We start from the raw sequence: 24,177 nt of genomic DNA, 5'->3' as shown, positions 1-24,177 counted from the left end.
TGCAGTACAATAAATAGAATGATATTATACGTTTTCATATTATTTGATATTCATTTTATCAGAAGTGAGAATAGATATGGTTTTCTGTCTATCCGTGGATAACTTGTTTTTAATCTTGCTTTCAAAGAGGGAGCAAGCAATCTACTCCCCCATTGAAAACAAGAAATTAAACCGGGTTATCTGGTTCTCAGGAGAACAAACACCGGAAGAGATTTCAACAGAAAGACTTCCTGCTCCAAATTGCCTTGAAGTCTTCCTTCAGTTTCAATTTCCTTCCTGTATCTTTCCATCTGATAAAAAGAGCATACCGGTATCTCTATTTGAAATTCTATAAAATTCAAAACTTGAAGAACCATATATGTCCGGCTATATATCCTGATGCCGCTTTTTCTCCATTGAATAGCAAATTCTCTATCATCAGTTCCTCCTTTACCCTTTCATTCAACTTCTTCAATTTTTTTGTGTCGATAACGGATGGATCTTGTAAATTTTCAAAATAAAATATGGTAGCTACTATCTTTCCATCACTGGCCCTGACCTTAATCATCGCTCGGGGTCTGTAATTGATGCGCATACTATTCCGCTCCTGTTCACTAAATAACGCGTTTTCTATCCTTTTGAGTTTTTCTATACTGGAAAATCTTGAGGATGGATTGAAAAGGTCCTCCCCTTTTTTATTCAGGGGATAACCCCTATAATTATTCCAACTCAGATCTTCGAAGACAACTCTTTGATTTTCTCTCAAAATCTTAAACCCGTCCCTTATCTCCTGAGAGAGCACCACAGAGATAAAACCCTGCAGTACAATAAATAGAATGATATTATACGTTTTCATATTATTTGATATTTTATAAACAATCTGTACCATCGATTAAATTCTTTAAACTATGGAATGACTTAAAGTCATTACTGAAAGGGCTCGAATATTGAGGATTAAGTTGATTGAATAGATTCAACCAATAATTGTACACAATCGGCTCTCCAAGGAATATAGGGTAACTCTGCACATCTCCTATCCACTTGCCATATTCATCATTTGCAGCAATTTCCTCAGGAGTTTCAGTTTTAAAGAAAGCCGAATAACTCCCCATTACCATAGAAATATCCTTAAACACTTTTGCTTCAAATTCCACATTCACGTGTCCAGGAAGTTTGTTGTCTTGCGCGTCTTTACCATACTGGGAAATACCACCCGAATAATATGCATCCTGTAATGCATGGAAAAGCTCTTCTTTCAAATTATCGGCATTGATGGTATTATCATTTTTGAATTTTAATGATTTACTACCCGCATAGTAATTAGCAGGAGCTGTCTCGTCGGTAGGATTCTCTACCATTCCGAAATGCAGTTTTACATTCTTTGCAACCAGTTTATTGTACATGGCTTCCTGCAAACATCCCTCTGCAATCAGTTGGGACAGTGCACTGTTCAACATTGAGATCTGGGTATTTGTCAAAGAAAATAATGCTATAATAGCCTGTAATCGAGGAGACGCAACTGCGGGTGGTGAAGGATTGTGGCCGCCACCAGACGAACATTCCCAATATGATCTTATCAGTCCCCATTCCCAGTCGGTACAGGTAGTACCGGTATAAACGGGATTTCCATAGTAATCATACGTGTACCAGTCGGTACAGGTACGTGTCCAACCCCATTCCTGGACAAGAACACAACCATCTGATCCTGAAGGACTCATCATTACCACAGGATCATCCGTTCCGCACTCGGGTTTGATGCTCCGCGTTATTTCCCCGTCCTCATAACCCCATCCATGCACGAAGTTACCATTCAGATCGTGGTAAACAACACGTCCCGTGAACCGGTTGTCGCGGTCGAGGTACCTTACTTTTTCGAATGGGTTAAAGTCTGTCATCTCGATATACTCTACAGATGGAATGACCGTCATCAGAAAGGCATCAGTATTTTCCCCACGACTTATCGTTCCCTGGTATGATGCAAATCATTTGAAAAAATATCTATAAAAAAATAAAATAGAAAACGATTAATAATCCTGACGAGGCTAATAACGACATCTCGTTTTTAAATTTATTTTTTCTTAATAATAGTTGTGCTAGGATTAATAACAGCGGGAATACGAGCCCAAAAATACCAAGATCAAACTCTTTTTGAAATGGATTACCAACATACACATAGGCATAGATGGTAGATAACACGATTGCCATTACCCATAAAATAATTCTTGTTCTCTTTAACGTTTTCATATCAATGGTATATGAATTGATGTCCTGTGTATGTCATTCCGGTTGGGGTGTATATTGTCGTTTCAATACAAACAACAAAACCAAAGCTACAAATAACAATATAATGATCAATACAAAGATCCATCGCTGATAACGCAACTGCTCCGCCTTATCCAGTAAAGCAGAGAATTCGGATTGACGGGTGTTACATCCGGCCATCACCGTTAAAATGAGTATTGGACCAACAAGATACCTGAACATAGACTTAACTCCTCAACTTTCAATTTATTTATGAGTGAGAGAAAGATTCTTATTTCTCTTTAATCCTGATTCTTCCAAAGAAGGTATCCCAAACCACTTTTTTCGTTTCTCTGCTACAGATTATATAAACGGTATAAGGTTCTTTCCGATAATCAAAGTCAATCGCATATACGCTATCCCCGGGCTTCACGACTTCGTTAAAAGCAACCTGCCCCGTTATTCTTTCTACCAACAGATTTTCAAGTGCAAATTTTCTTGCATCTTCTACGCCAAGGTCGAAAATGGTTTTAGTCTGGTCAATTCTAATATCTTTAAAATCCTGCGAAACAGGAGATAAGGAGGTATAATTATAAGCACGAAATCCCCGGGAATAACCAGTATCAGTCGTATCTGATTGTTCTTCATAATTTTGCATATTGAACAATTGCAATGTATCTATATTAAACTCCTGCGAAAGCAGTTCCCGGGCTTCCCGTTGAAATTCATCCGTGAGAACCACCCTTATCCTTTCATCCATCCCCCTTGTATCATAAAACTCGTTGTAGGCATAAGCAGGCATAATAATAAACTCCCTAAAGCTATTTCCTTTTGAATCTCCACCTAACCTCCCACTGATTGAGCTACCAACAGGCTTATCTGACGTAAAATAATTCCTGTAATAATTATATCTCTCAGGGCCTGAGATAATTTCCACAAACGATATATCATTCAAAGTGTAATCCTCGATATTGGAAATATGCTTTTTCTTCCAATTGCTGACCAGATTCTTGAAATTATCTTCATAATCATTGATAGGACGCCCAAGTTCATAGATAGACACGGATTCCTGCGCCTGTAGTGTAAAATATCCACCAACGACCATACAGAAAAACGTAATAAATCTTAACTTCATAATATTTAATCTTTTATCTTGGTTGTTAACTAATAAAGTCGAAAGTTACAAAAAATAACAACATAACAAAAAATCCAAGTCCGTACCTTCACCGGGGCTCCCTCTTATTTCAGTTGTATCTTCTCGAGTACCACTCTATTTCCTCTCTATTCTCTCTCTATATATCCACTCTATAAAAATATAGAAAGCCACCAAACTATACCCGAAGAGATCCTAATTAAAACAGCGCTATAAGACGCTGGAATCCATTGGAGTCCGTGCTCTTTTCCATGATTTTCCTTTTGAGATACGATTTTCTTGATTTCAGGTTCTCTGTAGTGATATTGAGTAACGCTGCAATCTGTTCGTTATCGGCATTATTGGCAAGCATAAAAAGCAACAACCGGTCGTTTTTAGTCAGGATATTATCCTTATCCTGGATTCCGAACAACCGTTGAATATCTTCTACCGTGAAAAGCTTATCTACAAGTCTGTTAAACTGCTCCCGCTCCATCTCCATCATCTTGTCATAGGCATCACCCAATGCCGGGTATTTCGATCGCACCCTGTTCGCGTTCTTCTGCATCTGCAACTGCTGCTCCACACGAAATCTCAGAAACAAATCGTACCGGAACAACAATTCCTGCAGGTTATCAGTTTGTTCACCGGATAACTTCAGTTCCGATTCTATTTGCTGCTTCTCCAATTTGATGTGATTTTTCTCCTCTGCTATCTCTGCCTGAAGGAAGTGCGCTTGCTCCCTCCTGGCGTAAAGTATCAGATTAATCACGTAAAGCAATCCGCAGGCAATTAATAACAGAATAAACCAAAGCCGATACTCAGATTTCAAAGCTTTATATTCAACTTCGAGTAGTTCATATTGCTCCTTGAGTTCCTCAAGTTGTGTATCAGGTTGATTACTGGTTAGAACAAAGGACAAACCCCGACGATGTTTATCAGGCTCCTCCTCTACCCTATCAGAGAAGGAGAGGAACAAACTCACAAGAAAAATCATTGTGAATAAAAAGATATAGACATTACACATAAACGGAGGATTCAACAAAATAATGATTTTATACTATTTCAAAGCACTGTTTAACGCTGAAAGGAAGTTGAAAGCACCCACCAAAGCAAAGATACACTCTTTACCGGACTCTACTCTTATTCTCAGTTGATAATTATCGTCAAGTTTGCGGTCGACAATTAAGGATAAAGGTACACAGAGGATCTTCTTATTCCGGTCAAAAAATTCTGTTCCGATAAATAGAATATGCCTATCTGTAAGATACAAAATACCGCCCAAACGGATTACCCCTTTTTTCAGGGTGGCATTGGCTTTAGATATTATTTTTTCTCCGGGAAGCAATCCTAAATTCAGATCGTCTATATCAATTGCACTCCTATTCAAAGACTTGAGGAAAGAATTTGTGGAAGGCACGCCGAGTATGGCTGAGATAATGAATGCCACGAGAATCTTACCAACAGTCAATACCTCCGGCCGAACCACTACTAACAGTATAATAGTATACATGATTGTCCAACTCAAATAGAACAAAATATTTTGGATAGATAGTCGATTCTTCATATCTATATTACGTGCTGTAAATAATTCGTTTCGCTACGACAAAGGAAAAATATAAAAATGGAACTGGCAATAGTCAATTGAAATCACGACCTGTAGAAAATGCAGTTCTAACTTATAATCAAACCAATAAATACAAAAAGAAGAAATAATTCTAACCAAAAGAAAGAGCATAAGGACTCCATTTTAGTCAAAAGGACTTCCAAATTCTATAAAAAGAAGATACTTGCGCCCGCTATACTGATTACAGCTCCGATTACCTGACGGGCAGTGATCCTCTCCTTAAACATAAAAGCGGTAGGTATTATAATGAAAATGGGCACCAGTGCCATCAAAGTGGAAGCAATCCCGGTTTCGGTATGCTGCACGGCGTAAAGTGAAAGGGCTACTCCGATAAAAGGGCCGAAAACAGTCCCTATGGAGATAGCTTTCATCGACGTGCTGTCCCCCACTGTCCGGAAGACTCGCCTCCACCGGTTCAAAAATGTCACCAGAAGGATAAAAGAGAAAAAGCCGAATATTGCCCGTATCTGGGTGGCTGCCACAGCATCATAATCACCCATTCCCTTCTTACTGAGTATCAACCCCAGCGCCTGTCCTGCTGCCCCTCCCAACGCATAGAGAAAGCCATGCAACGGTATATTCAGCTTCAACCCCTTTCCCGCCACGGCAATCATAATCCCGGAGACACTCACCACGATACCCAAAATACTTTTCACTGAAAGGACTTCATCCAGAAAGAACCAGCCGATTGCAGCCGTAAGCATGGGTGCAAGGCTCATGACAAGCTGGGAAGTGCGGGAACCGATGATGGTATAGGATTTAAAGAGGAAGAGATCGCCCAGGAAAAAGCCGATAATACCCGAGATGCCAAGCCAAAGCCAGTTGTAAGGGGTGGCATCCATCGGAAAGAACATACCCCGGGTAAACAACGTGGTAATTCCCAGGAAGAGTATCCCCAGGAACAGACGGAGAATATTCACCGAGAGAGAACCTACCCTTCGGCCGGCTTTCTCGAAGAAAATGGCACTCAGCGTCCAACATACGGCAGTCAGCAGTGAGGCCAGTTCACCCACATGAGATTGGAGAAGCATAAAGAGACTTGGCCGGTCCGCTTATTGGGACAAACGGCATACAAAAGTAAATTAAACGCGCATCATTACAAAATCACTCAACGAACTGCTTCTACCAGTTTTACGACGGCAGCGTCAATCGTCTTTTCACTGCCCAACAGTGAAATAAACTTACTTCCGATAATGGCACCCGAGGCTTCACGGCAGGCAGCATCAAACGTCTCCTTATTGGAAATACCGAAACCGATCAGACGAGAATTCTTCAGTTGCATCGCGTTCACACGACGGAAATAAGAGAGACTATCATCTCCGAAACTATTCTTCGCTCCGGTCACTGAAGCGGTCGATACCATATAGATAAAGCCGGAAGTATGTTCGTCGATCATCCTGATACGCTCTTCCGACGTTTCTGGGGTGATCAACATAATGATATGCAAGCCATGTTTTTCGGCTATCGGTTTATAGCTCTCCATATATTCGGCAAACGGCAGGTCGGGGATGATCAGCCCATCGATACCACACCTCTTTGCCTCCGCGCAATAGTTATCGAAGCCAAACTGTATAATCGGATTGAGGTAGCCCATCAATACCAGCGGGATCGATACCTCTTCCCTAATACCAGCCAGTTGCCCGAAGAGATGCTTCACGCTCATGCCGTTGTCCAATGCCCGCGTACCGGATACCTGGATGACCGGTCCATCTGCCATGGGATCACTGAACGGCACACCGATCTCTATTAAATCCACCCCTCTGTTCTCAAGTGCCTTGATCACCGTTGCGGTATCATCCAGTTGGGGATATCCGGCTGTGAAGTAAACCGACAGGATACCACTCTTCTTCTCTACAAACAATCTATCTATTCTGTTCATTTTATAATTTTTTTCAACGAAATACACCTATAAATCTCTGTAATAATTGTACGTCCTTGAGGGCGGGAGAGACTTCAAAACCACTGTTCAGGTCGATGCCTATGCATCGCGGATGTGAAAACGCTTTTACCTCTTCCACATCTTCAGGAGAAATACCACCACTTAACAGAAACGGTCTCTCACCCCGATAATCAGCAAGGATCTTCCACTCAAATTTCTTCCCCGAACCGCCGTAAAGTGATGTGCGTGTATCGAAAAGGAAGTAGTCGCAACTCTCTTCATAGCGCTCGGTCAGTTCTGAAGGAAAAGGCTTTTCTGAATTTATCCCAAGCGCCTTGATCACAAGAAATCCTTTCTCTTTCAACACCCTGCAATCATCGGAAGATTCCTCTCCATGCAACTGAAGAATATCCAACCGGTTATTTTCCGCGAGCGTGAGAATCCGGTCGATATCTTCATTCACAAAGACTCCCACCCTCTTCACCCTCTCAGGAATATAGGCTAACCTCTCTCCCACATAACGGGGCGATTTCGGATAGAAGATAAATCCCATCCAGTCCGTTTCCAATTGCTCCACCTCACGCACGTTAGACTCCTCGCGCATGCCGCACACTTTGATTATCATAGATTTTCAGTTGTTATTCAATTGTAATTCAGTTGTTATTCGGTTGTTGTTCAGTTGTAATTCTGTTGTTGTTCAGTAGATTTTCAATTGTTGTTCGGTTGTTACTATCGAATAACATGCGAAGCATGAATAACGCGAAGCGAATAACGGCGAAGCCGAATAACTATTAAATAACGGCGAAGCCGAATAATTACTGAATAACTACTGAATCAATAAAATCCTTCAGGCTTTGTCCGGGATTGCCACTCTTCATAAAGTGCTCTCCGATCAGAAAACCCCGGTAACCGGCATCACGCAATTCCTTCACGATGGCCGTATTCGATATGCCGCTTTCAGAGATCCTCACAGCGTCCTCAGGTAGTAGATCGGCCATCCGGAACGACTTATGCAGATCGGTCACAAAACTTCCGAGATTACGGTTATTGATACCGACAAGCCTATTGAGCGGTCCGATATGATCAACCTCCCCTTCATCATGCAGTTCCAGCAGCACTTCCAGTCGCAACTGGTTCGCCAGTTCCGTAAATCGTCTGCATTCTTCTTTTGTGATCGCTGCAGCAATCAGCAGCACGGCACTTGCTCCGGCAAGTTTGGCGTCGAACAACTGGTACTCATCCACGATAAACTCCTTCCGCATCACCGGTATCTTCACACCGGCGGTGGCCACCCGCAAGTCATCCATCGTACCGCCAAAATATTTCTCGTCCGTCAATACCGACAACGCCGAAGCGCCTGCCAAAGCATACGCTTGTGTCACTTCGTCCACAACCGCGGATTGAAACAACCACCCTTTACTGGGCGAACACCGCTTGAACTCGGCAATAATCCCCGATTTGGAGCTTTCCAAAGCCTCTTTCATCGAGTAAAAGGGTACAGTTTCCATCACCTTCGCCAGACGCTTCTCCAACTCAGGAAAAGGCAGCCGTTCTCTTTGTGCTGCAACCTCTTTTCTTTTATTTGCGATAATCTCGCTTAAAATATCTTTCATTTTTTCCAGAATAAAGACTTTTAGATCCAAGAACCAAGACTTTATAAATGAAGAATTAAAAATGAAAAGTGAAAAATTGGCATTTGTGAATCTCTCCTTTTCAATTCAATGATTAAACAATTCAACACTCTAATAATAATCCATTGGCAATTGGTAATTCAAATTACTTCTTAACTAACAATTGATTTCCACAAACTTTTCCAGGGCTTTCATCGCCTTTTTCCCATACAATGAGTCCTTGGCAATTTCAATACATTCGCCGATGGGTTTCTCCTGCTCTATCGTCTGGATACCAAAAGCCGCATTGAGAAGTACCGCATTCATCTGGGCTTCAGTAGCGGTAGCATGCAATACATTCCGGAAGATCTGAGATGCCTCTTCGAGCGTATTCCCTCCATACAGTTCTTCCTGTGCAACCCGCCGGTAGCCCAATTCCTCCGGCGTGTAAAGTTGTTCTCCTTTATTGGTGAGCACCTTGAACTGGCTCGTAAGAGATATCTCATCGTAACCATCGGTACTGTGTACGATGCTGAATTTCTTCTTCTCCTCCTGGTAGATATAACCGTACAACCGTGACATCGCCAGGCTATAGACGCCCAGCATCTGGAATTCCGGCTGCACGGGATTGACCAACGGTCCCAGCACATTGAAGAAAGTACGTACTCCCAGGCTTTTCCTTACCGGAGCAACCGCCTTTAAGGCGGGACTGAACAATGGGGCATGCAGATAAGCAAGGCCGCTATGATCGAGGCTTTTCCGAAGCTTGTCCGTATCGGTAGAGAATTTGACGCCCTGTTGTTCTATCACGTTACTGGCACCACTGATCGCCGTCGCACCGTAATTACCATGCTTCACGACATGATACCCCGCTCCTGCCACCACAAAACATGCCGCGGTGGAGATATTAAAGGTGTTCTTGCCGTCACCTCCCGTACCGACGATATCAAGAGCGCTATAATCGGATAGATCTACACCCACCCGCATATCGAGCAACGCATCACGGAAACCCAGTATCTCGTCCACCGAGATACTCCGCATCAGGAAAGAGGTGATCAGCGCGGCAATCTGCGTATCGGCCACATCCCCTTTCACGATGGAAAACAGCACCTCTTTCGCCTCATCGCGGGAGAGGTACTGGTAATCGAATAGTTTATATAGTATTTCTTTCATTTTTATAGAACCAAGATTTTAATGTGCCAATGTGACAAACAACGTTCAACGGAGTGAAACGTAATTAAATATGCCAATTAAATCACTGAATGACTGAATCATCCAAATTCATTATCAATTATCAATTGATAATAAAATTCCTAATGATCCGGATCCCTTCCGGGGTGAGTATCGATTCGGGATGGAACTGCACACCGTGCAGATCGAGTCGCCTATGCTTCATCGCCATAATACTGCCGACTTCGTCTATCGCGGTGATCTCCAGTTCCGCAGGAAAATTTTCCGACGAGACAATCCAGGAGTGGTAACGCCCGACGAGAATCTCCTCCGGCAATCCGTCAAAAAGATAATCACCTCCTATAATTTTTGCGGTGGTCTGTACACCATGAAAGACGAACGGGATATTTTCCAGCGTGGCACCAAATACCACTCCAAGTGCCTGATGACCAAGGCATACACCCAATATGCTCTTGGTTTCGACATATTGCTCAATCAATGGCAACAGCAGGCCGGCCTCTTCGGGAATACCCGGCCCCGGCGAGAGGATAATCTTATCGTACTGTGTAACAGACACAAGATCGATCTTGTCGTTGCGGATCACATCCACGTCATTGCAACCTAACGACTTTACCGCATGCAGCAGGTTATAGGTGAATGAATCGTAATTATCAAGAATAAGTATTTTACTCATTGTAAAAAGTTTATGCGTTATATAATGTGATCGCCATATCGATCGCTTTTTTGAGTGCCCCCAGTTTACTGTTTACTTCCCGCAGTTCATATTCATCACTACTTTGAGAAACGACGCCCGCACCTGCCTGGTACCACAACTCGTTGTTCCGGCTTACAAAGGTACGAATCGTGATAGCCTGATTCAAATTGCCATTCATCCCTACAAAACCGATACATCCGCCATAGGCACCACGATTATGTGATTCGATCTCGGAGATAAGCTGCATGGCCCTTACTTTGGGAGCACCCGACAATGTCCCGGCCGGGAAAGTATCGAAAAAGGCTTTGATGGGATCAGCGTCCTCATTAAGTTTGCCGGTCACACGCGACACAAGGTGAATTACATGCGAATAGAACTGAGGCTCTTTGAAAAAGTCCACCTTTACATCATGTGCATTTCGGCTCAAATCATTGCGTGCCAGATCGACCAGCATCACGTGTTCGGCATTCTCTTTCGGGTCGTTCAACAGGAAATCGACCGATTTCATATCTTCCTGATAATTACCGGTCCGTTTGGTGGTTCCGGCAATCGGATCGATACTGATATTCGATCCCTGTATTTTACAGTGCGTCTCGGGCGATGAACCGAAAATACGGAATCCTCCGAAATCGAAATAGAAAAGATAAGGTGAAGGATTGATAGAGCGTAGTGCACGATATACCTTGAAGTCATCTCCCGAAAAAGGCTGTACGAATCTCCTCGAGAGAACGATTTGAAAGACATCGCCACGAAGACATGACTCCACACCGCTACGCACATATTGCTTGTATTCTTCGTCGAGAATGGTACTCCGTTCTGATCCTTCAGTAAAGAAGTTATAGGTGGCAAAATTGCGTTGATTGATCAGCGATTCTACCTTTTGCAGGTTGCTTATCTCATTCTCTTCCAGCAGTTCTATCAAAGTGATCTCATCGGTAAAATGGTTGAACACCAACAGATATTTATAGAGGATATAAAGCATATCGGGAGCATCATTCCTTGCCTCTTTGCTTTCACGGATAGCGATATCTTCTGTATACTTCACACAGTTGAAGGTAGTATAACCAAACAGACCGCATTGTTCTTTTTCGTCGCCTGTCACTTCAAAGCTATCAACAAAACTTCTCAACGCATCGGAGATGGTAAAATCTTCAGAAAGAGGCTTTTGTTCTTCTTTATCATCCGGAGAGAGGAAAGTGGAGACTCCTCTGTTCACTTCCATCCGTGCGATTGGTTTCAGAGCGATATAAGAAACACTGTTCTCATTGGCATGAAAATCGGAACTCTCCAGAAGTGCCGACTGGGGATAGGCATCCCTTACTTTCAGATAAATGCTGACCGGCGTATGCAGATCGCCCATTATCTTTTTACTATTGGTTTTTAATTTCAACTTCATATTATTTATCTTTTAGACACAAGAGGCAAAACTTTATCAATTGACAATTGAAAATGGATAATTGACAATGAATTTGGATGATTCAGTCATTTAATTGGCATATTGGCACATTAGTCTCATTGGCACATTAAAATTCTGGCACATTGAAATACGTTTCCAGATCCTTATCTCCCCTTCCCGACAGCGTCAATACCACGACATCTTCCGGCGAGAATGTAACCTTTTCTAGTGCAGCCAGGGCATGGGCGGATTCCAGTGCAGGGATGATTCCTTCGTTCCTGGTAAGATCAAAAGCAGCTTTGAGTGCTTCATCATCATTAATGGCCAATACCAATGCACGGCCTGTCGATGCAAGATAAGCATGGATAGGTCCTATCCCGGGATAATCCAAACCTGCCGAGATTGAGTAAGGCTCGGTAATCTGTCCGTCCTCCGTCTGCATCAGAAGCGTCTTGCATCCATGAATGATTCCGGCACTACCGAGATGGATGGTGGCAGCAGATTCTCCGCTTTCGATACCCTTTCCACCAGCTTCTGCCAGCACGATATTTACACGTTCATCATTCAGGTAATGATAAATAGTTCCGGCAGCATTACTTCCTCCACCTACACAGGCAACGAGATAATCGGGATAGTCACGACCTTCCTCTCTCGACAATTGTTCTTTTATCTCCTGGCTGATAACCGACTGTAACCGTGCCACCATATCGGGATAAGGATCGGGACCTATCGTCGAACCGATGATATAATGGGTATCTCCCGGATGGGTACACCAGTCACGTATCGCCTCATTGGTGGCATCTTTCAACGTCATATTGCCCGAAGTGACCGGCACAACCGTCGCCCCCAGCATTTCCATCTTCTTCACATTCACCTCCTGGCGCTCCACATCGGTCTTTCCCATATAGACAGTACAGGGCATCTGCATCAGTGCGCAGACGGTAGCAGTGGCAACACCATGCTGACCGGCACCCGTCTCGGCAATGATACGGGTCTTGCCCATCTCGCGGGCGATCAGTATCTGACCGACAGTATTATTGATCTTATGCGCACCCGTATGGTTCAGATCTTCACGCTTCAGGTAAATTTTACAACCATACCGTTTGGAAAGCTGCTTCGAGAGATAGAGTGGTGAAGGACGTCCCACATAATCACGGAGCAATTTCTCAAAATCCTGCCGAAATCGTTCACTTTCCATAATGCGTAGGTACGACTCCTTCAAATCGGTCACACACTTGTACAGGATTTCCGGGATGTATGCCCCGCCAAACTCACCGTAGTACCCCTTTTCATCTATTGCATACTTTTGCATATATCACAAACTGTTTAATAATTTTCTATCTTGTTGACCGGCTGCTGATTTCTCAGAAGAGAGTGATTCTCCACCCTATTCAGTACATATACAAACCGGCCTATTACGAAAAGAGCCCGTCGCAGGATTGCGACAGGCTCTTTATATTTTTGATGTACTATAAACGCATGATGCTTTTCCTTACGACTTCGAGAGTTGTAAGAAGCGCCACCAATATCCGTTTAATAATGTATTGTTCATTTTCTCCTAATTATTGGATGCAAAGAAAACTGTTTTGTGATTATAATACAACTTTTTCTTCGTTTTTAACATTATTCATAAGCTAATACGCTTTCTAAAGAGATTGTTATTATAAACCTATTTCAATCCAACTCAAAAGTGAATTCATCATAAGGTTCGGTTCTCCATGCATATTTTTGGGTCGTCGGAGAGATTGCGAACAGTGGTGAAAAAGTTTTTACTTTCACCGTTTTTCCATCGGGCAAAAATTCGAGAATCCGCAGCCATCCGTCGCCACCGTTCCCATGCCATCCGCCCCCAAGGGCTTGTGCATTGAATACCATCTGATTCACTTTCTTACCTCCGGCATTTTCATCCACCCTGAAAGCGATATGACCCTTTGGATCATTCGGTATCGCGATATGGCCGGCAAACACCATCTGGATATTCTTCGACGGTTGCACCAATTTCTGCCAAACAGCCTCTCCATAATTCGGATTGGATAATTTGTACCCTTCCTTCACAATATGCTTGTTATTGCTATCCATATAGGAATGCGTAAGTAGGATTACGGTATAATCCTTATACTGCTCTTTTTCAATAATACCCTTCGCCCATTCCAGGGTCTCATCACGTGGTGCAAATTCCAGTACGAGGACCAGGAACTTCCGTCCGTGCGGACTGACAAATTCATAGGTCGCGTTGGCAAGCGTGGGCCTTCCTTCTACATTCAGTCCCACTTCCCGAAGCATCTTCTGGTTCAACCGGTTTTTATTCGGTGGAAAATACTCGTCAAAGTGAGTGAAACGATTCTCTGCACTCAAAATACCATAATCATGGTTACCGATCGTCAGTATATAAGGCAGTATCCCGTCCAAACGCCCGAAAGCAGCGGATACAGCTCCCCACTGAGATACACTTGTCTGGTTGGCTCTCTTCCCGTCCGGATTGAACAGATCGTTCTGCTCCACCAGGTCTCCGGTACACATCACAATTTTGGTATTTAATGTCTCCGCACTATTGGTTACCCAAGCCAGCATCAGGTCCAGAATCGGCTGGTTATAATCGAACTTCATATAGGTCTGCACATCCGGAAGAAGGACAAGGCTCCACGAATCCCTATCGCTCAGTGCCGGTTTTACATATTCGTTCTGTTGCGCCGGGAGTGCATACCATAAAACAAAAGTAACGAGAAGCAGTAACAATGATTTTCTACGCATTATTATTCAGTTTTTAGTTGTATAACAAAAAGTATATTAAATTTGAGATTTACAAATATAACATAATTTAGTCACATTACTGCTAAAGTTTTTGAGGAACACAGACTTCGTCTATTTCAGTTGATAATTTTCGAGATCTGATGTGGAATATAGGATGCAGGATGTAATCTCGACGCTTTATTTTTACCTGTTTTTTTAATCAATATACTGTTATACTGACTACTATATTTTAGTATTTTACCTCTTTTCTACATTATTTTGACCTTTCTCTTTCGATTTACAGCCACTGATTTACAGGTTAAAATTTTTACATCCGGATAACTGATATTCCACCTATATTTTTACCTCATTTTTTAATTTTTTTAACCTGTTTTATCGCATATCTCATTAATTTACCGACTATTAATTTTTTAATCTTGACCTCCATCTCCGATTTTTTTAACCTCTATTTTCCAAGAATTTTTTCTTTGAAAAGGTAAAAAAACAGAGAATCGCCGGGATGATCCCTTTCAAATTTTGGAACATAGAAATTTTTCTTGTATTTTCGTTGACAACTTTTGATATTTGATGTCGGATTTAGAATTTGAGATATGTTTCATACCCATCCATTGGTAATTCTTGACTTCTCCACTTCTTGACTCCCGGCTTCTAACTTTTAATTTCTAACTTCAGACTTCTTTAATTTAATTCAATGTTCCAATTTACATCTTTCCCGAAACCGTTCATTCTTCTCTTCTTCATCTCTCTAGGCACGATTGCATTCGCCCAGAAGAAACCTCTCGACCACTCGGCATATGACAGTTGGAAAAGCCTTCAAAACATTTCCGTAAGTGACGATGGTCGTTTTGTCGGTGCCATTATCAGTCCGCAGGAAGGTGATAGTATCCTTTTTGTGCGAGACCTGAAGAAAAATCAGGATATGACACTGAAAGGGGTAAACAGATTCATCCTTTCGTCCGATGGTAAATATACGGTAGGATTGATCAAAGCTCCTTTCTCCGATAGGCGGGAAGCACGCATCAAAAAGAAGAAAGCTGAAGAGATGCCGAAGGATTCACTGGTTATAATCCGAAATGATTCATTCAATATCGAGAAAATCGCCGGTGTGAAATCATATAAGACAGCAGAGAAGATGGCCTCGCATGTTGCCTACATCATCACACAAAAAGCAGATACGACCGGAGGAAAGAGCAAGGAAAAACCAAAAGATTTGCTGGTGATCCGGAATATAGCCACACAGCAGGAAGACACCATCAGGAATGCCAAAGATTACATATTCAATAAGTTCGAAAATAGTCTGGCTGCTATTATAGAACCGGAGAAAAAAGACTCTACCGACACCCCGGGAGTTTTATTTTACGACTTGCAAAAGAATATTTCAAAACGGATCTCGAACGAGAAGGCGGAATACAAATCGCTTGCTTTTGATGAAAACGGTGAACAGCTCCTTTATCTGGCTACAAGGGATACTTCAAAAATAGCGCAAAAGGTTTTCGATGTGCGTTATTTTAAGAATGGAAACGACTCGGCAATTGTTTTAGCCGACAAAAATAGTACAGGACTTCCCGAAAAATGGATCTTTAATGAATTTTCCGCACCCCGATTCAGTAAAAATGGGGAACGGGTAATTCTCGGGGCTGCTCCCCAACAGGCTCCTAAAGATACTACCATTGTCGATTTCGAAACAGCATCGCTCGACATCTGGCACTGGCAGGATCCGCTGGTCCAACCGCAACAATTAGTGGAATTAAGGAACAAGCAACGTCGGACTTATACCGGGATAATCCTCCCCGATCAACCGAATCGTTTCACCTCCATCGCTAATGAAAAAATGCCTTTCTGCTCTATTTCGGACGAGGGAAACGGACCTTTCGCACTCCTTTGGTCAAATGAACCCTATCAACTTCAAAGCCAATGGGACATCTCTTCCAAAAATGATGTATGGGTATGGGATATCCGGACAGGACAAAGGCAGGCCGTCGCCTCTCCTGTGTCGGGTAGACCCTCGATCTCTCCCAAAGGAAATTTTGTCTACTGGTGGGATGCTACCAAACGACAATGGTTCCTGTATGACAATCACAGCAAAACGATCAGGGATATTACCGGCGATATCCCCATCAATTTCTGGGACGAGAAGAACGATGTACCATCCGATCCCGGATCCTACGGAATTGCGGGCTGGGGAGAGAACGACGATTATATTTTTGTCAACGATGCCTTCGACATCTGGAAGATTGACCCCAGAGGGAACAAGAAACCGGAGAATATCACTGCTCATGCGGGACGAAACGACTCCATCAGCTTCCGGTATATAAATACAGATCCTGAAAAACGGTTTATAAAACCGGGGGATCTCCTTCTGCTCTCAGCGTTCGATCGTAAAACCAAACAGGCCGGTTATTACACCCTTACACAGAAAGGACGCAACCCTCTACGAAAAAGGACAATGGAGGAATTCTCATTCCCATTCGTCACCAAGGCGAAAGAGAAAGACCTGTATATCTTCCGTAAAGGCAATTTCAACACCACACCCGACCTGTATACCACACGCGATTTCTGGCAGTCGAGTGAAAAACTGACCGATATCAACCCCCAGATGCGCGATTATAACTGGGGAACTGCAGAACTCTTCTCCTGGAATTCATTGACTGGTATACCTCACCAGGGAATCCTATACAAACCTGAAGATTTCGATCCCACCAGGAAATATCCGCTGATGATCTATTTCTATGAACAGCATTCCGATAACCTGTATAGCTACTTTTCTCCTGCGCCCAGCCGCTCCACCATCAATATTCCCTTTTTCGTGAGCCGGGGGTATATTGTATTCACGCCTGATATCCACTACACAACAGGACAACCGGGAAGGGATGCCTACAATTCAGTGGTAGCAGGAGCAGAGGCCCTGGCAAAAAACAACTGGGTGGACAAGGAGAATATGGCGATACAGGGACAAAGTTGGGGTGGTTATCAGGTAGCTTATCTGGTGACCAAAACCGATATGTTTAAAGCGGCCGGTGCCGGTGCTCCGGTATCGAATATGACCAGCGCCTATGGGGGTATCCGCTGGGAATCGGGGATGAGCCGACAGTTCCAGTATGAACAGACCCAATCACGTATTGGAGTACCTATGATCGATTCGCTCCATCTATATATCGAAAACTCTCCCGTCTTCTATGCTGATAAGGTCAATACCCCTTTGCTGATCATGCATAATGACAAAGACGGAGCAGTCCCCTGGTATCAGGGTATCGAGTATTTCATGACATTGCGCCGGTTAGGGAAACCGGTCTGGATGCTTCAGTACAATAACGAAGCACATAACCTTAACGAGCGTCGTAATGCGAAAGACCTCTCGATCCGCCTGCAGCAGTTCTTCGACCATTACCTGAAGGGGGATCCTGCTCCCGTCTGGATGACAAAAGGAGTGCCTGCCACGGAAAAGGGGAAGACATGGGGATACGAATTAGATACAGAATACAGTAACAGTGTAGTCGGAGACAGTCACCAACAAATCACTACCCCGACAGGAAGATGGCAGATGGTCTGGAATGATGAATTTAATTACAAGGGGCTGCCTGATACTACAAAATGGAGCTACGACATCGGTGGCAACAGTTGGGGTTGGGGGAATAACGAAGCGCAGCATTATACTGCGTTTGATCCGGACAATGCCTATGTAGATGACGGTAAGCTGACCATAACTGCCCGGATCGACAGTATGGGTGGTAAGCGCTACACTTCAGCACGGATTCGGACCAAAGGCAAAGGAGATTGGCTCTACGGCCGTTTCGAGATCAGGGCAAAACTTCCTGCGGGAGTTGGCACATGGTCTGCCATCTGGATGCTTCCTTCCGATAATGTCTACGGTGGTTGGCCCGCCAGCGGTGAAATCGACATCATGGAAAATGTGGGGTATGATCCTGATAATATTGTTAGCACGGCGCATACCAAGAGCTACAACCATGTACAAGGAACCCAAACGAGCGGTTACCTGGAGGTGCCGACCTGTCATTCCGATTTTCATCTCTATGCTCTCGAATGGGAAGAAAATGAGTACCGTGTCTATGTCGACGACCATCTCCACTACACCTTCAAAAATGAGGGCACCGGTTCAGCCGAATGGCCTTTCGACCAGCGATTCCATCTCCTGCTCAACCTGGCAATCGGTGGGAATTGGGGAGGACAGAAAGGCATCGATGATACACTCTTTCCCCATCATTTCCTGATTGACTATGTAAGGGTATATCAAAAGGTTGCTCCGTAATACCGGGGATAGGTTATTAAAAACCTCGTTGTCGCATTGCTTCAAATGTAAGTACGGCAGCAGATACTGAGACATTCAGAGAATCGATTTTCCCGCGCATGGGGATTTTGATTCGCTTTGTTGCGTTTTCAAGCCAGAAATGGGATAAACCATCGGCTTCGGTACCCATCACGATAGCAGACGGTGGGGTAAAATCGGTTTTTTGGTAGAACTCCGCTGCCTGCAACTCTGCCGCAAAAGAAGAGATACGGTACGCCTGTAACCATTCAAAAGCCTCTTGGGAGGAACATACAGCCGTCTGCACAGTGAAAATACCCCCCACGCTTGAACGGATCACATTGGGGTTATAAAGGTCGGTCTGCGGGTCACAGATAATTACCGCATCCACGCCAGCAGCATCGGCCGTACGGAGAATAGCACCTAAATTTCCGGGTTTTTCCACGGCTTCGAGGAGTATAAGGAAAGGGTTAGAGGAGAGTTTCAAATCCTTCAGTCCATGCTGTTTCGGCCTTGTCAGCGCGACAATCCCATCTGAATTCTCGCGATAGGCTATCTTTTCGAAGACCGGAAGTGATATATCGAATACAATCTCCGGGGGCAAAGAGTCGAACAGGTCGGGATATTTTGTCTTTTCAAACATTTCACGGCATAGATAGACCGCTTCGGGTCGGTATCCGCTTTGCAGCGCAAGCGACAATTCCCGTGCACCCTCGATCACGAAAAGCTGCTGTTCCTTCCTCTCCTTGCTCTTCGACAGTTTGACAATATTCTTTATCGCCGGATTCTGCAAACTTGTAATCATACCCCTATCCTCTATCGTGCGTAGTACACTATCATTTCTATCGCACAAAACGCATATCTTTTACTAAAGGTTGACCTGATTATCCTTTTTCAACAGAAAAGTATCAATCACCTCCTTGAACGATTTTTTGGGAAGAGCCCCCACTCCCATCTGCGGATCTCCGTCCATGGGAATAAAGAGAAACATAGGAATACTCCGTGCACCAAACATAGCGGCCAGTTCTCCCTCCTTATCGACATTGATCTTATAGATATAGATCTCATCACCATATTCTTCTGCCAGATCCGCCAGGATGGGAGATACTATTCTACAAGGGCCACACCAGTCGGCATAGAAATCTATTATTGCCGGTTTATCACCATTATAGACCCACTTTCCAGGGTTTTTCTCATAATCAAACACTTTCTCCAGAAAATCAGCTTTTGTCAATTCTATCGGTTTTACCTTCTCCTTCGGCTCCTCCGCGAAAGTAGAAACGGCCAATACCAAGGCTGCAAAAAATATTACTATTTTTCTCATTCTTAATGTTTATTTTAACATGTGATTTTTAATTGTTCTTTCATTTTCCCTGGATTTTGACGACAGTCATATCCTTCTCCTTTGTACATTCAACAACAACATATGCACTAATGTTTTACAGTAACATTTAAAACTGTGTCCCGTCTTTATACCTGGGTGCGTTTCTATTTGGCACACCAAATTCCCTGGCAGTAATCTCATCGAGCGCCACTTTCCATATCTTCACATTCCTGACGGCAGGGGCAGAATAGTTGAATTCCCTGTCGGAGTATTGACGCATAATATAATTCAGCGCCTTCACCTTCTCATCGAAATCCTCTTCAAAGACCACTTTACCGTGGCAGATCACACTTTCTCCCCTCATCCGGTAACTGCAGGCTACCTCTTCGTCTTGCCACACCAGACCGGGATCGGTACAGAAAGTGATACAGACCTGTGGATTTTTCAGTAGAATGGAAATAGAATACCCCTCCTGGGCAGAGTGCAGATAGACCACACCCTTTTCATACCCGAAATTCATCGGTAACACATAGGGCTTACCGTTCTCATCCGCCATCCCCAGATGGCAAAGCTTACATGAACGGATTACTTTTTCAATATGTTCTTCTTGTTCAATGGAATAAGTACGCATACACAAAATATTTTTGCATCGGATTAAAAACCTGCCTCCTTAGTGAGAAAGCAGGTTTTCATCTGTATAATTACAATTCTTTTTCCGATGTGGATGGTCCATCTACGGTAAGTACCCCGTTTTCATCGATATTCATTTCATCGATAAAGACCACTCTTTCATTGCCCGTCTTTTGGGTACGTCCGTGATAGACTGTGTACATCTTTCCCTCTTCTTTCGTCCGGAACACCATATTGTGTCCGGTACCGGTCACCTCACCACCACTGGCAACATTCTTCTCCAAAACGGGATTATTATCTGCTTTGGCAAAGGGGCCTAACGGGTTATCTGCCACAGCGTATCCCACAGCATAATTCTCTCCTCCGAAGAAGTTGGCGGAATACATCATATAGATTTTTCCATTGTACTCAAAAGCGAACGATCCTTCCGTCCAGCGGCGGTTGACCTCACCGGAAGTCACCGAACGGCTCTCCCACTCCGTCTGAGGATCGGCCATGGTGGATGGTGGTTGCAGAAGTAGCACCGGCTCCCCGATAACGGTAGTAAAATCGTTGGAAATCTCCACTCCGTAGACCCAACTCTCTTCAATCTCCTGGAAGAGATTCTGGACACGTGCCCACTCAGCCACTTCACTCTCCACCGGGTTCTTATAGCAGCAACGGGAATAATAGAGATAAGTACGCCCGTCATGCTGCAGGATATTAGCATCGATGATGGGATATCCCGGATCGAATAACGGTTTGTCAGACACCTCGGTAAACGGGCCTGTAGGTTGATCGGCTACCGCCACCCCGATACGGAAATTCTCCAGTTCATTGGTCGGATTCTCCTTCCAGTCAGCACTGAAAAACATATAATAACGTCCATCGATTTCATACACTTCAGGCGCCCAATAGTTCTTTACGGTCCATGAACCGGGTTGGTTACCCGAGTAGACCTGTCCTTCAAAATGCCAATCAACAAGGTTGTCTGAGCTATACGCACCAAAACCTTTCTCCATACCGCCTGTTCCATACATATAGTATTTGCCGTCGGAAGCGGAAAGAATAAAGGGGTCACCAAACGTTACAGGAAGAGGATTTGAATAGGTGGTCGATCCGGAAGAGGATTTACCTCTACTGCTGCAGCCTGTAGCACTTAGCCCGGCAAGCACGCCTGCCGTCAGCATGACAATGGTTATACTTTTGGATAGTTTCATCTGACTTGAATATTTTTTCTTTGATTTTTTTATTTCATAAATCGGCCTCGGCGATTGGATCAATTTTTGTCGACCAATCCAGTACAAAGATAAAATAAAAAAAGGAGAACCTTTTCAGATTCTCCCTATCTATTCCATTCCGGATCAACCCGGCATGAAGAAAGTGTTACCTATTTCACTTTATCCACGATAGCCTTGAATGCTTCGGGATGATTCATTGCCAAATCGGCAAGTACCTTGCGGTTGATTTCGATTTCATTTTTGTGCAACGCACCCATCAAACGAGAATAAGACATACCGTGTTCACGGGCGGCGGCGTTGATACGTTGGATCCACAGAGCGCGGAAGTTACGTTTTTTGTTTTTACGGTCACGATAGGCGTAGGTAAGACCTTTTTCCCACGTGTTTTTGGCTACCGTCCACACATTCTTGCGGGCACCGATATAGCCTCTTGTTAATTTCAGAACTTTTTTTCTGCGGTTGCGTGACGCAACATGATTGACTGATCTTGGCATAATGTTACTTGTTTTGAATGATAGCGTCCCTATCGTGCAGGGCTCTTTGGAGCATACATCCTGTTACTAAATCTCTTTACTGGAAACCACCCGGCATGAATTACTTCATTGCCAGCAGTGTCTTGATGCTGTTTACGTCAGATTTGTGAACAAGACCCATATGGGTAAGATTTCTCTTCTGTTTCTTGGTCTTCTTCGTCAAGATGTGACTTTTGTACGCATGTTTCCGCTTGATTTTTCCTGTTCCGGTAAGGGCGAACCTCTTTTTTGCACCGGAATTAGTCTTCATTTTTGGCATTTTGCTGTCTTCGATTTGTGAATATTATTTTCTCCGTTTCTCCGCGGTCAGGCGAAAAAGTGTGCAAAAGTAATGATTTTATCCGAACAATCAAAACATTACGCCTTTATTTTTTTGCTGATTTCAATTGTAGTACAATATGCATATCGTCGGAGCACAAAACACTTCCTGCAGGACCTGAAGGGTTGAACAATCATTCGGAATCCCGTGATTTAAAATGGGATGAGATAAAAAAAAGCCGGCCAAATGATTTTAGCCGACCCTGTTCGTCGATGCGAAGGAGATTTCTGTTTATTCTTCCTTTGATTCCTTTTTGGGAGCAGGAGTTCCCTTTTTTGGCGTCAGCATGATGGACATCCTTTTTCCTTCCATGATGGGCATATGTTCCACTTTGGCATAATCTTCCAGGTCGTTGGCAAAACGCAGCAACAACACTTCTCCCTGTTCCTTGAAGAGGATGGAACGACCTCTGAAGAACACGTACGCTTTCACTTTTGAGCCCTCACCCAGAAAGTTTATCGCATGTTTCAGTTTAAAGTTATAGTCGTGATCGTCTGTCTGCGGGCCAAACCGTATCTCTTTTACTGTCACCTTGACCGATTTTGCTTTCTGCTCCTTCAGTTTTTTCTTCTGCTGATAAACAAATTTCTTGTAATCGATGATTCTGCAGACAGGAGGTTTCGCCGTGGGTGCAATTTCAACGAGGTCTAATTCCTGTTCTTCTGCTATCTTCAAAGCTTCTCTCGTGGAATAAATGCCCTCCGTCACGTTATCGCCTACTAACCGGACTTCCGGTACCCGGATGCGTTCATTGATCCGGTGCTGGTCTTTTGAGTCTTTTCTCATTCGGTGATGTTAATGTTTGCGCTGTTTAATTGGTTGTTGTTTTATAAATTCTTTGTTTTACAAATATTTAATTTGATGGCATGGCGGGGTTCATCATTTGATCTACTTCCCGTGCAATCGTTTCTGCAAATGTAATCAATTTTGTGGAACCCTGATCAACTCCACCCTGTTTTCTTACCGAAACCTCTTCATTTTCTGCCTCTTTCTCACCCACAATCAACAGGTAGGGAATGCGTTTCAACTCGTTGTCACGAATCTTGCGTCCCACTTTTTCGTTGCGGTCATCCACCTCGGCACGGATATCAAATCGCTTTAATTCTTTCACGATGTGATGGGCGTACTCGTTGAATTTCTCGCTGACCGGCAGGATAACGGCCTGTGTAGGTGCCAGCCACAAAGGGAACTTACCGGCCGTATGCTCGATAAGGACAGCCACGAAACGCTCCATGGACCCAAACGGTGCACGGTGAATCATTACAGGGCGGTGTTTCTGGTTGTCGGCACCGGTATATTCCAGTTCAAAACGGTCGGGCAGGTTGTAATCTACCTGGATGGTGCCCAACTGCCAGCGTCGTCCCAGTGCATCTTTCACCATAAAATC

Annotated in this window: 24 protein-coding genes; 1 reads left to right on the top strand and 23 read right to left on the bottom strand. The window is 43.7% G+C overall.

Going from position 1 to position 24,177, the window contains the following annotated elements; genetic code table 11:
* Positions 1–337: 337 nt before the first annotated feature.
* The 15 genes from VB073_RS16925 to VB073_RS16855 all read right to left on the bottom strand — a co-directional run bounded on the left by VB073_RS16925 (position 338) and on the right by VB073_RS16855 (position 14,500).
* Complete coding sequence (locus VB073_RS16925) at positions 338–835, bottom strand: hypothetical protein (RefSeq protein ID WP_323405366.1); 498 nt, start codon at positions 833–835, stop codon at positions 338–340.
* A gap of 13 nt (positions 836–848) precedes the next feature.
* A complete protein-coding gene (locus tag VB073_RS16920; protein WP_323405365.1) occupies positions 849–1,907 on the bottom strand; it encodes a hypothetical protein in 1,059 nt (352 codons plus the stop codon).
* A 349-nt stretch (positions 1,908–2,256) separates the two neighbouring features.
* On the bottom strand, positions 2,257–2,463 hold the full coding sequence (locus tag VB073_RS16915) for a hypothetical protein (protein WP_323405364.1): 207 nt from the start codon (positions 2,461–2,463) through the stop codon (positions 2,257–2,259).
* Positions 2,464–2,512: 49 nt separating this feature from the next.
* On the bottom strand, positions 2,513–3,355 hold the full coding sequence (locus tag VB073_RS16910; RefSeq protein ID WP_323405363.1) for a hypothetical protein: 843 nt from the start codon (positions 3,353–3,355) through the stop codon (positions 2,513–2,515).
* Positions 3,356–3,572: 217 nt separating this feature from the next.
* Entirely contained in the window at positions 3,573–4,274 is a 702-nt protein-coding gene (locus VB073_RS16905) for a hypothetical protein (protein WP_323405362.1), read from the bottom strand.
* A gap of 138 nt (positions 4,275–4,412) precedes the next feature.
* Complete coding sequence (locus tag VB073_RS16900; protein WP_323405361.1) at positions 4,413–4,865, bottom strand: GRAM domain-containing protein; 453 nt, start codon at positions 4,863–4,865, stop codon at positions 4,413–4,415.
* 260 nt (positions 4,866–5,125) lie between these two features.
* Positions 5,126–6,010 carry a DMT family transporter gene (locus VB073_RS16895; RefSeq protein ID WP_323405360.1) on the bottom strand — a complete coding sequence of 295 codons (885 nt, stop codon included), beginning with the start codon at positions 6,008–6,010 and terminating at the stop codon, positions 5,126–5,128.
* Between the two features lie 77 nt (positions 6,011–6,087).
* Positions 6,088–6,858, bottom strand: a complete 771-nt coding sequence (gene trpA / locus VB073_RS16890) for a tryptophan synthase subunit alpha (RefSeq protein ID WP_323405359.1) — start codon at positions 6,856–6,858, stop codon at positions 6,088–6,090.
* 13 nt (positions 6,859–6,871) lie between these two features.
* Positions 6,872–7,483: a phosphoribosylanthranilate isomerase gene (locus VB073_RS16885; protein WP_323405358.1), complete on the bottom strand. Its 612-nt coding sequence runs from the start codon at positions 7,481–7,483 to the stop codon at positions 6,872–6,874.
* Between the two features lie 190 nt (positions 7,484–7,673).
* Complete coding sequence (gene trpC, locus VB073_RS16880) at positions 7,674–8,471, bottom strand: indole-3-glycerol phosphate synthase TrpC (protein ID WP_323405357.1); 798 nt, start codon at positions 8,469–8,471, stop codon at positions 7,674–7,676.
* Positions 8,472–8,645: 174 nt separating this feature from the next.
* Complete coding sequence (trpD, locus tag VB073_RS16875) at positions 8,646–9,641, bottom strand: anthranilate phosphoribosyltransferase (RefSeq protein WP_323405356.1); 996 nt, start codon at positions 9,639–9,641, stop codon at positions 8,646–8,648.
* A gap of 121 nt (positions 9,642–9,762) precedes the next feature.
* The gene (locus VB073_RS16870; protein WP_323405355.1) at positions 9,763–10,332 is read right to left on the bottom strand and encodes an aminodeoxychorismate/anthranilate synthase component II; all 570 of its coding nucleotides are present in this window, start codon (positions 10,330–10,332) and stop codon (positions 9,763–9,765) included.
* 10 nt (positions 10,333–10,342) lie between these two features.
* Positions 10,343–11,749 carry an anthranilate synthase component I family protein gene (locus VB073_RS16865; protein ID WP_323405354.1) on the bottom strand — a complete coding sequence of 469 codons (1,407 nt, stop codon included), beginning with the start codon at positions 11,747–11,749 and terminating at the stop codon, positions 10,343–10,345.
* Positions 11,750–11,876: 127 nt separating this feature from the next.
* Entirely contained in the window at positions 11,877–13,061 is a 1,185-nt protein-coding gene (gene trpB / locus VB073_RS16860; RefSeq protein WP_323405353.1) for a tryptophan synthase subunit beta, read from the bottom strand.
* A 362-nt stretch (positions 13,062–13,423) separates the two neighbouring features.
* Positions 13,424–14,500, bottom strand: a complete 1,077-nt coding sequence (locus VB073_RS16855; protein ID WP_323405352.1) for a metallophosphoesterase — start codon at positions 14,498–14,500, stop codon at positions 13,424–13,426.
* 691 nt (positions 14,501–15,191) lie between these two features.
* Here VB073_RS16855 and VB073_RS16850 point away from each other — a divergent pair.
* A complete protein-coding gene (locus VB073_RS16850) occupies positions 15,192–18,767 on the top strand; it encodes a prolyl oligopeptidase family serine peptidase (protein ID WP_416349570.1) in 3,576 nt (1,191 codons plus the stop codon).
* A gap of 16 nt (positions 18,768–18,783) precedes the next feature.
* On the opposite strand, the gene VB073_RS16840 is transcribed toward VB073_RS16850, so the two are convergent.
* From VB073_RS16840 to VB073_RS16805, 8 genes are all read right to left on the bottom strand, one after another.
* Positions 18,784–19,617 carry an RNA methyltransferase gene (locus tag VB073_RS16840; protein WP_323405351.1) on the bottom strand — a complete coding sequence of 278 codons (834 nt, stop codon included), beginning with the start codon at positions 19,615–19,617 and terminating at the stop codon, positions 18,784–18,786.
* Between the two features lie 15 nt (positions 19,618–19,632).
* Positions 19,633–20,088, bottom strand: a complete 456-nt coding sequence (gene trxA / locus VB073_RS16835) for a thioredoxin (RefSeq protein ID WP_323405350.1) — start codon at positions 20,086–20,088, stop codon at positions 19,633–19,635.
* Between the two features lie 127 nt (positions 20,089–20,215).
* On the bottom strand, positions 20,216–20,719 hold the full coding sequence (locus VB073_RS16830; RefSeq protein WP_323405349.1) for a pyridoxamine 5'-phosphate oxidase family protein: 504 nt from the start codon (positions 20,717–20,719) through the stop codon (positions 20,216–20,218).
* Positions 20,720–20,789: 70 nt separating this feature from the next.
* Positions 20,790–21,917 (bottom strand): glycoside hydrolase family 43 protein, encoded by a 1,128-nt coding sequence (locus tag VB073_RS16825; protein ID WP_323405348.1) that lies wholly within the window; start codon positions 21,915–21,917, stop codon positions 20,790–20,792.
* A 170-nt stretch (positions 21,918–22,087) separates the two neighbouring features.
* A complete protein-coding gene (rplT, locus tag VB073_RS16820; RefSeq protein ID WP_076928400.1) occupies positions 22,088–22,432 on the bottom strand; it encodes a 50S ribosomal protein L20 in 345 nt (114 codons plus the stop codon).
* A 100-nt stretch (positions 22,433–22,532) separates the two neighbouring features.
* Positions 22,533–22,730: a 50S ribosomal protein L35 gene (rpmI, locus tag VB073_RS16815; protein WP_323405347.1), complete on the bottom strand. Its 198-nt coding sequence runs from the start codon at positions 22,728–22,730 to the stop codon at positions 22,533–22,535.
* 291 nt (positions 22,731–23,021) lie between these two features.
* Positions 23,022–23,576: a translation initiation factor IF-3 gene (gene infC / locus VB073_RS16810; protein ID WP_323405346.1), complete on the bottom strand. Its 555-nt coding sequence runs from the start codon at positions 23,574–23,576 to the stop codon at positions 23,022–23,024.
* A 67-nt stretch (positions 23,577–23,643) separates the two neighbouring features.
* A partial coding sequence (locus VB073_RS16805; protein WP_323405345.1) for a threonine--tRNA ligase occupies positions 23,644–24,177 on the bottom strand: 534 nt, incomplete at its 5' end.

It is taken from the genome of Proteiniphilum sp. (genome assembly GCF_034927365.1).
Classification (GTDB): Bacteria; Bacteroidota; Bacteroidia; order Bacteroidales; family Dysgonomonadaceae; genus Proteiniphilum.
Note: the sequence above shows the minus strand (reverse complement) of the source record. Positions and strands in the feature narration are given on the sequence as shown.